This is a genomic window from Inquilinus sp., assembly GCF_039594555.1.
Lineage (GTDB): Bacteria > Pseudomonadota > Alphaproteobacteria > DSM-16000 > Inquilinaceae > Inquilinus.
Genome location: NZ_JBCNNF010000228.1, coordinates 1 through 11,185, shown reverse-complemented (window position 1 = coordinate 11,185; position 11,185 = coordinate 1). Strand labels below are relative to the sequence as shown.

General features: G+C 71.5%; 10 protein-coding genes and 1 pseudogene. 4 read left to right on the top strand and 7 right to left on the bottom strand.

Annotated features, from left to right (window positions below; genetic code table 11):
* Both ABDW35_RS22370 and gcvA read right to left on the bottom strand, forming a co-directional pair.
* A partial coding sequence (locus ABDW35_RS22370) for a MerR family transcriptional regulator (protein ID WP_343716093.1) occupies positions 1-267 on the bottom strand: 267 nt, incomplete at its 3' end.
* Positions 268-358: 91 nt separating this feature from the next.
* Complete coding sequence (gene gcvA / locus ABDW35_RS22365; RefSeq protein ID WP_343716092.1) at positions 359-1,243, bottom strand: transcriptional regulator GcvA; 885 nt, start codon at positions 1,241-1,243, stop codon at positions 359-361.
* 98 nt (positions 1,244-1,341) lie between these two features.
* Here gcvA and ABDW35_RS22360 point away from each other — a divergent pair, with 98 nt between their 5' ends.
* The gene (locus ABDW35_RS22360; protein ID WP_343716091.1) at positions 1,342-1,512 is read left to right on the top strand and encodes a hypothetical protein; all 171 of its coding nucleotides are present in this window, start codon (positions 1,342-1,344) and stop codon (positions 1,510-1,512) included.
* A complete protein-coding gene (locus tag ABDW35_RS22355) occupies positions 1,509-1,940 on the top strand; it encodes a GFA family protein (protein ID WP_343716090.1) in 432 nt (143 codons plus the stop codon). The genes ABDW35_RS22360 and ABDW35_RS22355 overlap by 4 nt, the downstream gene beginning before the upstream one ends.
* 3 nt (positions 1,941-1,943) lie before the next feature.
* On the opposite strand, the gene ABDW35_RS22350 is transcribed toward ABDW35_RS22355, so the two are convergent.
* Positions 1,944-2,840, bottom strand: a complete 897-nt coding sequence (locus tag ABDW35_RS22350) for a DMT family transporter (protein WP_343716089.1) — start codon at positions 2,838-2,840, stop codon at positions 1,944-1,946.
* Positions 2,841-2,969: 129 nt separating this feature from the next.
* Here ABDW35_RS22350 and ABDW35_RS22345 point away from each other — a divergent pair, with 129 nt between their 5' ends.
* Both ABDW35_RS22345 and ABDW35_RS22340 read left to right on the top strand, forming a co-directional pair.
* Entirely contained in the window at positions 2,970-3,881 is a 912-nt protein-coding gene (locus ABDW35_RS22345; RefSeq protein WP_343716088.1) for an AraC family transcriptional regulator, read from the top strand.
* A gap of 61 nt (positions 3,882-3,942) precedes the next feature.
* A complete protein-coding gene (locus ABDW35_RS22340) occupies positions 3,943-5,409 on the top strand; it encodes a DUF2125 domain-containing protein (protein ID WP_343716087.1) in 1,467 nt (488 codons plus the stop codon).
* 157 nt (positions 5,410-5,566) lie between these two features.
* Here the strand turns inward: ABDW35_RS22340 and ABDW35_RS22335 are convergent, their stop codons facing one another.
* From ABDW35_RS22335 to ABDW35_RS22320, 4 genes and pseudogenes are all read right to left on the bottom strand, one after another.
* Positions 5,567-6,598 (bottom strand): NAD-dependent epimerase, encoded by a 1,032-nt coding sequence (locus tag ABDW35_RS22335; RefSeq protein ID WP_343716086.1) that lies wholly within the window; start codon positions 6,596-6,598, stop codon positions 5,567-5,569.
* Positions 6,598-7,905, bottom strand: a complete 1,308-nt coding sequence (locus ABDW35_RS22330; protein WP_343716085.1) for a nucleotide sugar dehydrogenase — start codon at positions 7,903-7,905, stop codon at positions 6,598-6,600. The genes ABDW35_RS22335 and ABDW35_RS22330 overlap by 1 nt, the downstream gene beginning before the upstream one ends.
* Positions 7,902-10,820, bottom strand: coding sequence for a [protein-PII] uridylyltransferase (locus tag ABDW35_RS22325; RefSeq protein ID WP_343716084.1), 2,919 nt, complete (start codon positions 10,818-10,820; stop codon positions 7,902-7,904). Before ABDW35_RS22325 ends, ABDW35_RS22330 begins: the two co-directional genes overlap by 4 nt.
* Positions 10,821-10,828: 8 nt before the next feature.
* A pseudogene (locus ABDW35_RS22320) lies at positions 10,829-11,185 on the bottom strand (DNA mismatch repair protein MutS); the annotation flags it as partial.

Sequence of the window (11,185 nt, the reverse complement as noted above, 5' to 3'; positions counted from 1 at the left end):
GGCCTGATGCGCCGCCAGCGCCGGCTCCAGCCCCTGCGGGTCGCCCTGCAGCACCCGCGCCACCTGGGCCAGGCTGAAGCCGAGGGCGCGCAGCGCGGCGATCTCGCCGGCGCGGTGCATCTGGTCCGGTCCGTAGGCGCGCCACCCGGCGGCGCTGCGGACCGGGAGCAGCAGGCCGCGCTGCTCGTAAAGCCGCAGCGCCTTGGCGGACACGCCGAGCCGCCTTGCGGCCTCGGACGCGTTGAGGAAGGGGGCGGAGGAGATCACGGTCTCACCTCGTGTTGCTGACCGTCACCCTTATCGGAGCGGTCCCAGGGACCGGGTCAACGGGCTTTTCGAGGCGAATTCCGACGCCCCTTCACCCTTCGTCCTCCACCGGCGGCAGGCAGCCCAGCAGCCAGGAGCGGAAGGCGCCGGCGGCGGGGGGCAGGCGGCGCCCCTCCGGCATCACCAGCCAGTACCAGTTGCGCGTCACCGTGACGTCGAACAGCCGCACCAGCCGGCCGGCGGCGATGTCGCGGGCGCACAGCACGTCGTCGCCCATCGCCACGCCCTGCCCGGCCGCGGCGGCGTCCAGCGCCAGCGCCACGTCGTGGAAGCGCGGGCCGCGGGTGGCGTCGATGCCCTCCGCCCCCGCCGCCTGCAGCCACAGCGCCCAGGTCTGGGCGCTTTCGTCATGCAGCAGGGTCTGGCCGCGCAGATCGGCCGGCCGCCGCAGCGACGGCGCCAGGGCCGGGGTGCAGACCGGATAGTCCATCACCCGCACCAGCCGCTCGGCCACCACGCCGGACCAGCCGCCGGTGCCGTAGCGGATGGCGAGGTCGGTCTGCTCGGCCCGCAGGTCGACCAGCCGCTGGGTCGGGTCGAGCTCGATGTCGATGCCGGGATGGCTCTGGCGGAAGTCGCCCAGCCGCGGCACCAGCCAGCGCCCGGCGAAGGCGGGCTCGACCGACAGGCGCAGCCGGCCGCGCCCGGCCTCGGCCGCGATCGCCACCATGCCCTGCGACAGCCGGTCGAAGGCGTCGGCGACCACGGCGGCGAAGGCCCGCCCGGCCTCGGTCGGCGCCAGGCCGCGGCCGTCGCGCAGCAGCAGCGGCACGCCCAGCCGCGCCTCCAGCCCGCGCACATGGCGGCTGATCGCGGCATGGCTGACGCCGAGCTCGGCCGCGGCGGCGGTGAAGCTGCCGCGGCGGGCGGCGGCCTCGAAGGCACGGACGGCGTTGAGCGGCGGCAGCGGGCGCATCGCCCATCTGTAACTTTTCCTTACAGATGCTGCAAGGGAACGGCGTTTGTGCAAGGGCGGGCGAAGCGGCAGAGTCTGCTGAAGCCCAGGAGGCAGCCATGTTCCACCATCTGCTCGACGCCTATCTCACCGTCTTCGCCCCCGCCCCGCGCCGCCCGCCGGTGCAGCCGGTGGAATGCCGGACGGCGCCGGAGATCCTGCCGCCGCTGCCGATCGGCCGGCGCCGCAGCCGCCCGTCGCGACGGCCGATGGTGATCGGCCGGCCGTGAGCGGGGGCAAGCCTCTCTTCCCGCTGGAGGGCGGCTGCCTGTGCGGTGCCGTGCGCTACCGCCTCGACGGGCCGGTCGCGTCCGTCGACTACTGCCACTGCCGGATATGCCAGAAGGCCAGCGGCAGCCCGGCCGTGGCCTGGGCGACCGGCCCCTTCGCCGGGGTGCGCTGGATCAAGGGCCAGCCGCGCGGCTACCGCTCCTCGCCGGTCGGCCGGCGCTGGTTCTGCGCCGATTGCGGCTCACCGCTGGCCTTCGAGGGTTTCGAGCCCGAGGGCAAGACCATGGGCATCAGCCTGGCGACGCTGGACGACCCGATGGCGCTGCGGCCGCGCCAGCACGCCTGGGTAGGGACCCGAATCCCCTGGCACGCAATCGACGAGACCCTTCCCCAGTACGAGGATGAAGGGCCCGATAGCGGCCTCTGACCCTCAGGCGCTCGCGGCGGCCGCGCCGTTGCGGCGGCCCGGCAGACGGGCAAAGACCAGGACGTTGCCGAGCAGCACCAGCGCCACCCCGACGACCGCCGTCGCGGTCCAGACATAGCCCTCCAGCACCGCCGAGACGTTCAGCGCCACCAGCGGGAACAGCACGCTGGAATAGGCTGCCTTGTCGGCGCCGATGCGGCCGACCAGGGTCAGATAGGCCAGGAAGGCGACCACCGACCCCGGGATGGCGAGGTAGAGCAGCGCCCCGACATAGGTCGGCGACGGGTCGAAGCGCCAGGGCAGGCCCTGGACCAGCGCCACGGCCAGGAGGATCAACGCGCCGTACATCATGCCCCAGGCGGTGGTGGTCCAGGGCGTCAGGCCGCGGCGACGATGCACCACCGCCAGGACGCTGCCGGCGCCGAAGCCCATGGTGCCGGCCAGCGCCAGGCCGAGGCCATAGAGCATCTGTAGGTCGAGCCGCGCCGGGTCGATGCCGAACAGCAGCCACAGCCCGGCCAGCCCGACGGCGCCGCCGGCCAGGACGCGCGGCTTCAAGGGCTGGCCCAGCGCGACCCGGCTGAACAGCGCGGTCCAGACGCTGCCGGTGGAGAAGGCGACGGCGACCAGGCCGCTCGGGACATAGGCCGAGGCGTGGTAGACCAGGAGGAAGTTGCCGCTGAACAGTGCCAGCCCCTGGCCGAGGCAGACCAGATGGTCGCGCGGGCGCAGGGCCTCGCGCCGGCGGGTCGCCAGCAGCAGCAGGCCCATCACCAGCGCGGCAAGGGCGAAGCGGTAGAGGATCGACAGCTCCACCGGCACCGGGCCGATCTGATAGTGGATGGCGATCCAGGTGGTGCCCCAGATCAGGACGACGAGCAGGTACAGGGCGGCGGTCATGGCGGCATCGGGGTTCCGGGAACTCGGCCCCACCCTGCGCCGGCCCGCGGCATCGCGATTGCACATCCTTGCGCAGTTTCACCCGCGCGGATGGTGCCACGGGCGCCGCGGGTCTAGTCTGGCGGGACGATGAACCGGCACGGACCCAGGGTTGATGACGGCCTGCTGCAGCGGCTGGCGGCGCGCTACGGCGTGGTCGCGGCGCTGGCGTCGTCGCGCGCGGTGCTGGAGCGCGCGGTCGAGATCGGCGACGGCTTCACCCTGGCGCAGTGGCGCAACGCGCATGACACCACCGGCTACCGCAGCCCCGGCCACCACACGCTGAGCCTGTATCTCGAGGGCGGCGAGGGCACGCGGCGGATCGGCTTCCCCGACCGGGTCGGCGGTCCCGGCCGCTTCTGCCTGCTGCCGGCGGAGCATGAATCGCACTGGACACTGCAGAACCCGATGCGGTTCCTGCATTTCTACTTCGACACCGGCAGCCTGGCCGCAGCGGGGGCAGCCGCGCATGACGCCGACATCCGCGAGACGGCGCTGCCCGACGACACCTTCTTCGACGACCCGCAGGCTGCGCGGCTGATGGGCGGCTTCGTCCGGCTGGGCTGGGACCGGGGCGACGCGCCGCTGGCCGCCACCCAGATCGGGCACGAGCTGCTGGCCCACCTCGCCGGCAACCGGCTGCGCCGCCGCCCCTCCCCCGCCCTCGATGGCGGCCTGGCGCCGCATCTCCGCCGCCGGGTGCTGGAGCTGATCGAGGCAGCGCTGGACGAGCCGCTGACCCTGGGCCGGCTGGCCGCGGCGGCCGGGCAGTCGGAGTTCCACTTCGCCCGGATGTTCCGCGCCTCGGTCGGGCTGCCGCCGCACGCCTATGTGCTGGCCCGGCGGCTGGACCGCGCCCGCCGGCTGCTGGCCGAGGGCGACCGGCCGCTGGCCGAGATCGCCGCCGCCTGCGGCTTCACCCATCCGAGCCATCTGACCCGGCATTTCCGCGCCGCCTTCGGCGGCCCGCCCGGCGCCTGGCGGGCGGCGGTGCGGGGCTGAATCCGGCTTCACCCGCCCCCGGACCAAAGTCATAGTGACGGAAACGGGGGAGAACAACACGATGCGGTGGAGTCGGTGCCTGGCCTTCGGCCTGGGGGTGCTTGCATGCGCGGCCGGGTCAGCCCGGGCCCAGGCGACGGCGGAGGAGGCGGCGAAGCTGAAGGCGGCGTTCGAAGCCTGGATGCCGTCCGGCGAGGACCTCACGTCGGCGGAGTCCGAATATCTGGTATCGAGGCTCGGCTTCCAATCGATCGGATCATGGCGGGTCGAGCCGGACGGCGATGGCTACCGCATCACAATACCCGGCACGCGGGCCCGGGTTTTCGACGGCTTCGGGCAGGACCGCTTTCGCTTCTTCATCATCTGCGATCCCGATCAGATGCGCGCGACAGCAGCCGAGGGCGGCCGATATGCGCTGAGTGGAGACGCCGCGCTGAACTGCCGCTTTCAGGTCCCTGGCGCGACACCCTCGCCGATCACGGTCGGGCGCCGCCAGACCAGCGGGTCCGTCGATCTGCGGGATCCCGCCGTCATCGAGGTGAGCACCGTCCTGGACCAGGTAACGATGGGAGACGACGGAGCGGCAAGCCGGTTGCGGATAGAACGGCTGACCCTTGCCGGCAACCGCAAGGCGGTGGCGGGGAGACGCTCGGACCTGGGCTCCAACTTCGTCCTCGAAGGTGTGTCCCTGCAGTTGAAGGACGGTTTTGGCCCGCTCAGCGCGGACAGGATTGTCTACGACGTCGGGGCCGAGGCGACCGACATGCCAGCCATGACGAACGCCGCCACCGGCTTGGCGAAGCGCTTCGACAGCAGAGCGGCATCGGCCGACGCGGCCGGCGATCCCGCCATACGGGCGCTGCAGGACGCCTATGCCGACGGTTTGCCGACTAGGAGCCACATGACCGTCACCGCGAACGGGTTGAGCGCGTCGACTCCGGCTGCAACGGTGAAGATCGATAGCCTGGCTATCGGCGGAGCGGAGTTGGACGCCGCCACGGATAGCGGGCGATTCACCGGCCGATTGGATGGCCAAGGCATCGAGATCCAGCCGCCGCCCCGCTATGCCGATTGGATCCCGGTCGAGGGCACCGTCCAAATCTCCATGAGTGACCTGCCGATGCGGAGCATAGCGGTCCGGAGGCTGCTCCCGAGTGGCGGCGAGACGAAGGGTTTCGAACCGCCCTCATCGGGCTTCACCGTACATTACGATGCCTTCCGGTTGACGGCGCCGCAGGGCGCCCTGGACCTCAAGGGCACGACAGCGCTCGATCCCGACGCCCTGCGCAAAATGACAGCGGCCCTGCAGCTGCGCCTGACCGGCATCGACGGGCTGGTCGAGGCGCTGCAGGCCGATCCCAAGGCCAGCCAGGCCGCCACGGGGCTGACCATGCTGCAGGTGCCGGGCCGGCAGACGACGACGCCGGACGGCAAGTCCGCACGCGACTATGAGATCGTGATCGACTCGTCCGGCAAGATCCTGATCAACGGCGCCGACGTCCAGGCAATGGTCCCGAAGGATCTGTGATCGGCTGCCTTCCGGGTCGGATCTTCGATCCCCTTCCCGTCATGGCGAGGCGCGCAGCGCCGTGGCCATCCAGGGCCGCTCGCACCGGCCCCTGGATGGCCACGCCCCTTCGGGGCTCGCCATGACGGTTATCCCGGTGTGAGGGAGTGACAGGCGCTCACCCGCCGTAAAAGCCGCGGTACCACTCGACGAAGCGTGGGATGCCGACCTCGATCGGGGTCGAGGGGCGATAATCGACCGCCGCCTCCAGCTCCTCGACATCGGCATAGGTCTCGGGCACGTCGCCGGGCTGCAGGTCGCGGAACAGCTTCTGCGCCTCGCGGCCCAGCGCTTGCTCCAGCACCTTGATCATGTCCAAGAGCGCCACCGGCCGGGTGTTGCCGATGTTGTACAGGCGGTAGGGCGCGGTGCTGGAGGCCGGGTTCGGCCGGTCGCCGGACCAGGCGGGGTCGGGCTGCGGCACGCGGTCCAGCACCCGGGCCACGCCCTCGACCAGGTCGTCGACATAGGTGAAGTCGCGCAGCATATGGCCGTGGTTGAACACCTCGATCGGCCGGCCTTCCAGGATGGCGCGGGTGAACAGGAACATCGCCATGTCCGGCCGGCCCCAGGGGCCGTAGGCGGTGAAGAAGCGCAGCCCCGTCACCGGCAGGCCGTAGAGATGGCTGTAGGAATGCGCCATCAGCTCGTTCGCCTTTTTGGTCGCGGCGTAGAGGCTGAGCGGATGGTCGACGTTCTGGCGCACCGAGAACGGCATCGCCGTGTTGGCGCCGTAGACCGAGCTGGAGGAGGCATAGACCAGGTGGCGCACGCCGTGATGGCGGCAGCCCTCCAGCACGTTGAGGAAGCCGACGACGTTCGAATCGACATAGCTCTCGGGATGGGTCAGCGAGTGCCGCACCCCCGCCTGGGCGGCGAGATGCGCCACCCGGCCCGGCTTCACCTCGGCGAACAGTTTGGCCATGCCCGGCCGGTCGGCGATGTCGAGCCGGCGGAAGGCGAAGCCTGGCTTCCCGGCCAGCTGCTCCAGCCGCGCCTCCTTCAGCCGCACGTCGTAATAGGGGCTGAGATTGTCGACCCCGACCACCCGCAGCCCGGCGTCGAGCAGCCGCCGGGCCAGGGCGAAGCCGATGAAGCCGGCGGCCCCGGTGACCAGGATCGGCTCAGAGGTGTCGACCGGGGCAGGCATCAAAGGCTCCAATAGGCCAGGCTGGACGGCACGCTTGCCGGGTCCAGCGCCGATTTCACATCCATCACCAGGCCGCCGTCCCTGAGGCAAGCCCAGAATGCGTCGCGCGGCCGGTCGAGATAGGCACGGTGCGGCACCGCCAGCACCAGCGCGTCGAGATCGCGGAAGGCGTCGAGCCCGGCGAGCTCCAGCCCGTATTCATGCCGCGCCCGATCCCGATCGGCCAGCGGGTCGTGCACCAGCGGGTCGATGCCGTAGGTCCGCAGCTCGGCCACGATATCCGGCACCCGGCTGTTGCGCAGGTCGGACACGTTCTCCTTGAAGGTCAGGCCGAGGATGCCGACCCGGGCGCCGAGGATGGTGCGGCCCTGGCGCGCCAGCACCTTGACCAGCTTGCCGGCCAGGAAGGCGCCCATCTGGTCGTTGATGCGGCGGCCGGCCAGGATCATCTCCGGCCGGTAGCCCACCGCCTCGGCCTTGGCGGTCAGGTAGTAGGGGTCGACGCCGATGCAGTGGCCGCCGACCAGGCCGGGCTGGAACTTTAGGAAGTTCCATTTGGTGCCGGCGGCGGCCAGCACCTCGGCCGTGCGCAGGCCGAGGCGGTCGAAGATCATCGCCAGCTCGTTCATCAGCGCGATGTTGAGATCGCGCTGGGTGTTCTCGATCACCTTCGCCGCCTCGGCCACGCGGATCGACGGCGCCCGGTGCAGCCCGGCTGGGACGATGGCGCCATAGGCGGCAGCCACCCGCTCCAGCGTCGCCGCATCCTGGCCGGACACGACCTTGACGATGCTCTCCAGCCGGTGGGCGCGGTCGCCGGGGTTGATCCGCTCCGGCGAATAGGCCAGGGCGAAGTCGATGCCCGCGCGCAGGCCGGAGGCGCGGGCCAGGGCCGGGCCGCACACATCCTCGGTGGCGCCGGGATAGACGGTGGATTCGAACACCACGACGGCGCCCGGTGTCAGCGCCCCGCCGATGGTCTCGCAGGCGCGCAGCAGCGGCCCGAAATCCGGCCGGCGCTCGGCATCGATCGGCGTCGGCACCGTGGCGACGAAGAAGCTGGCGCCGGCGAGCTCCGCCGGGTCGGCGGTGACGGCCAGGCCGCTGCCGATGAGATCCGCGGCTTCGACCTCGCCGGTGACGTCATGGCCTTCGCGCAGGGCGGCGATTCGGGCGGGATCGATGTCGAAGCCGATGGTGCCCGGAAATCGCCGGGCGAAGCCCAGCGCCACCGGCAGCCCGACATAGCCGAGCCCGATCACGGCGATGCGCTCGGCCCGGGCGGCGGTCGACGGACCGTCGCTCATGCCGCGGACCGGCGGGCGCGGGGGCGGCGCTTGGGGGCGGCCAGCGGCTTCGCCACCGGGTCGGCCAGCACCTCGCCCAGCGTGCTGCGGATCTGCGCCAGCTTGGCCTCGTGCGTCACCTTCAGCCCGAACACGTCCTTGACGTAGAACACGTCGACGGCACGGGCGCCGAAGGTCGAGATCTTGGCCGAGGAGATCTGCAGCCCCAGCCCGGTCAGTGCCCGGCCCATGGCGTGCAGCAGGCCCGGCCGGTCGCGGCCGTTCAGCTCGATCACCGTGTGGGTGCGGCTGGCTTCGTTGTCGATCAGCACGCGCGGCGCGATCGACACCGAGTGCAGCCGCGGATAGCTGCGGTGCCGCCGCTCCAGTTCCGCCGACATCTTCATCTCGCCGGACAGGCTGCGCTCGATCGAGACCTTGACCCGGGCCAGCTTCTCCGGCGCGTCGAAGGCGCCGCCCTCGACCGCGTCCTGGACCAGGAAGGTGTCGAGCGCCATGCCGTCGGCGAAGGTGAAGATCTTGGCCTCGACGATGGTGCCGCCGGAGACGGCGATGGCGCCGGCCAGGCGCGAGAATAGGCCGGGATGGTCGGCGGTGTGGATGGTCAGCTCGGCCACCGTGCGCTTCTGGTCGACCTGGATGTCGATCGCCAGCGGCTCCTTCGCCTCGTCCGCCGCCCGCACCAGCCGGGCATGGCGGGCCTGGGTGGCACCGTCGAAAGCCAGCCAATAGGCGCGGCTGGCCTTGCCGAGATAGGCCTCGACCGCCTCCGGCGGCCAGTCGGCCAGCGCCTGGCGCAGCAGGTCCTTGGCCTGATCGACGCGATGCTCGACCCCGACCGCCTCGTCGGCGCCGGACAGCCGCTCGTCGGCCCGATGGTACAGCTCGGACATCAGCGTCGCCTTCCACGCGGTCCAGCGGCCGGGTCCGACGGCGCTGATATCGGCCGCGGTCAGCACCAGCAGCAGGCGCAGCCGCTCCGGGCTTTCCACCGCGGCGGCGAAGTCCTGGACGGTCTTCTCGTCCTCGATGTCGCGCTTGAAGGCGGTGTCGCTGAGCAGAAGGTGCCAGCGCACCAGCCACTGCGCCGTCTCGGTCTCCTCCGGCGTCAGGCCGAAACGGGGGCCGAGCTTGCGCACCACCCGCGCGCCCAGGATCGAATGGTCGCCGCCGCGACCCTTGGCGATGTCGTGGCACAGGAGCGCGACATAGAGCGCCCGGCGCGACCCGGTCTTGCGCATCACCTGGGTGGCCAGCGGCAGCGTCTCCGCCGCCGCGCCGGTCTCGATCCGGTGCAGGATGCCGAGCGCGAACAGCGTGTGCTCGTCCACCGTGTAGGTGTGGTACATGTCGTACTGCATCTGGGCCACGACCCGGCCGAAATCCGGGATGAAGCGGCCCAGCACGCCGGCCTCGTTCATCCGCCGCAGCGGGATCTCGGGGTCCTGCTCCGCCGTCAGGATCTCGAGGAAGATGCGGTTCGCCTCCGGGTCGTCGCGCAGGCCCGCGATCAGGTCGATGTTGCGGGTGATCAGCTTCAGCGCCGCCGGATGAATGTCGAGGTCGCGCGCTTGAGCCACCCGGAACAGCCGGATGATGTCGACCGGATGCTCGCGGATCTGCTTCTCCCCGGCCAGGCTGACGCGGTCGCCGTCCAGCGGCAGCCCGTCGACCAGCGGCGCCGAGAAGCCCAGGAAGGCCAGGCCCCGCTTCGGCCGGCGCTGGCTTTCCGCCTCTAGCGCCGCGCAGAAGATCCGGGTGAGGTTGCCGACCTCCTTGGCCACCAGGAAGTAGTGCTTCATCAGCCGCTCGACGCCCTTGGCGCCGGCATGGTCGGTATAGCCGGCGACGCGCGCCAGCTCCGGCTGCAGGTCGAAGGTCAGGCGGTCCTCGGCCCGGCCGGTCAGGTAGTGCAGATGGCAGCGCACGGCCAGGAGGAAGCTCTCCGACCGGCGGAAGCGGCGCGCCTCCTCCCCCGTCAGCACGCCCTTGGCGACCAGCCCGTCGACATCGTCGACCTGGTACAGGTACTTGCCGATCCAGAACAGCGTCTGCAGGTCGCGCAGGCCGCCCTTGCCTTCCTTCACATTCGGCTCCAGCACATAGCGGCTGTCGCCCATGCGGCGGTGGCGGGCGTCGCGCTCGGCCAGCTTGGCCTCGGTGAAGGCGGCGCCGGTGCCGGCCGCCACCTCCTCGACGAAGCGGCGGCGCAGCGTGTCGTAGAGCGAATGCTCGCCCCACAGCAGCCGCGTCTCCATCAGGCTGGTGCAGATGGTGGTGTCGGTGCGGGCCAGGCGCAGGCTGTCATCGACCGAGCGCACGGAATGGCCGACTTTCAGCCCCAGATCCCACAGCAGGTAGAGCATGTACTCCACCACCTGCTCGACCCGCGGGTTGCGCTTGTAGGGCAGCAGGAACAGCAGGTCGATGTCGGAGAAGGGCGCCAGCTCGCCCCGGCCGTAGCCGCCGACCGCGGCGACGGCGAAGCGCTCGCCCACCGTCGGGTTCGAGACCGGGAACAGCCGCGACACGGTCAGCGAGGCCAGCCCGCCGATCAGCACATCCATCAGATAGGCGGTTTCGGCGACGCAGGCATCGGCCGATCCCGCCTCCTCGACGAAGCGGCGGCGGATCACGGCGCGGCCGGCCGCCAGCGCCTCGCGCAGCGCCGCCAGGATCTCGGCCCGCTGCCCCTGCGCGTCCGCCTTGTCCGCCGCCTCGTTCAGCCGCCGCTCCAGCGCCGCCGGATCGACGATGTCGAGCGGCGCCTGGATGGTCTGGCCATGCCAGGTCTCGGCCAGCACCGGAGCCATGGCCGCCGGCGCCGCAGTGGCGGCGCCATAGGGCAGCAGGCGGCGGAGGCGGCCCCGGAGGCCGGGACGGGCGCCAATGGGCGATGCGGACTCGTCGGGCATGATTTGTCTTAAATGAGCAAGGCCTTCAAAGCATACAACCGTTCGAGCGCTTCGCGCGGGGTCATCGCGTCGGGGTCGAGCCCGGCGACCGCGGTCTCGAGCTGCGACGGGCCCTTGGGTGCCGCTTCCGCCACCGATGTCGGGCGCGCGGCGGCGGCCGAGAACAGCGGCAGGTCGTCGACCAGCCGGGCGACGCTGCGCCCCTCCTTGCCCGCCTCCAGCGCCTCCAGCACCTCCTGCGCCCGGCCGACCACGGCTGCAGGCAGCCCGGCCAGCCGGGCGACATGGATGCCGTAGGACCGGTCGGCCGTGCCCGGCGCCACCTCGTGCAGGAAGACGATGTCGCCCTGCCACTCCTTGACCCG

Bases quoted from the DNA above. Each gene is read 5' to 3' on its own strand.
- ABDW35_RS22360 (WP_343716091.1), top strand. From the start codon at position 1,342: ATGTTCCACCATCTGCTCGACGCCTATCTCACCGTCTTCGCCCCCGCC.
- ABDW35_RS22325 (WP_343716084.1), bottom strand. From the start codon at position 10,820: ATGCCCGACGAGTCCGCATCGCCCATTGGCGCCCGTCCCGGCCTCCGG.
- gcvA (WP_343716092.1), bottom strand. From the start codon at position 1,243: ATGCGCCCGCTGCCGCCGCTCAACGCCGTCCGTGCCTTCGAGGCCGCC.
- ABDW35_RS22340 (WP_343716087.1), top strand. From the start codon at position 3,943: ATGCGGTGGAGTCGGTGCCTGGCCTTCGGCCTGGGGGTGCTTGCATGC.
- ABDW35_RS22330 (WP_343716085.1), bottom strand. From the start codon at position 7,905: ATGAGCGACGGTCCGTCGACCGCCGCCCGGGCCGAGCGCATCGCCGTG.
- ABDW35_RS22350 (WP_343716089.1), bottom strand. From the start codon at position 2,840: ATGACCGCCGCCCTGTACCTGCTCGTCGTCCTGATCTGGGGCACCACC.
- ABDW35_RS22335 (WP_343716086.1), bottom strand. From the start codon at position 6,598: ATGCCTGCCCCGGTCGACACCTCTGAGCCGATCCTGGTCACCGGGGCC.
- ABDW35_RS22345 (WP_343716088.1), top strand. From the start codon at position 2,970: ATGAACCGGCACGGACCCAGGGTTGATGACGGCCTGCTGCAGCGGCTG.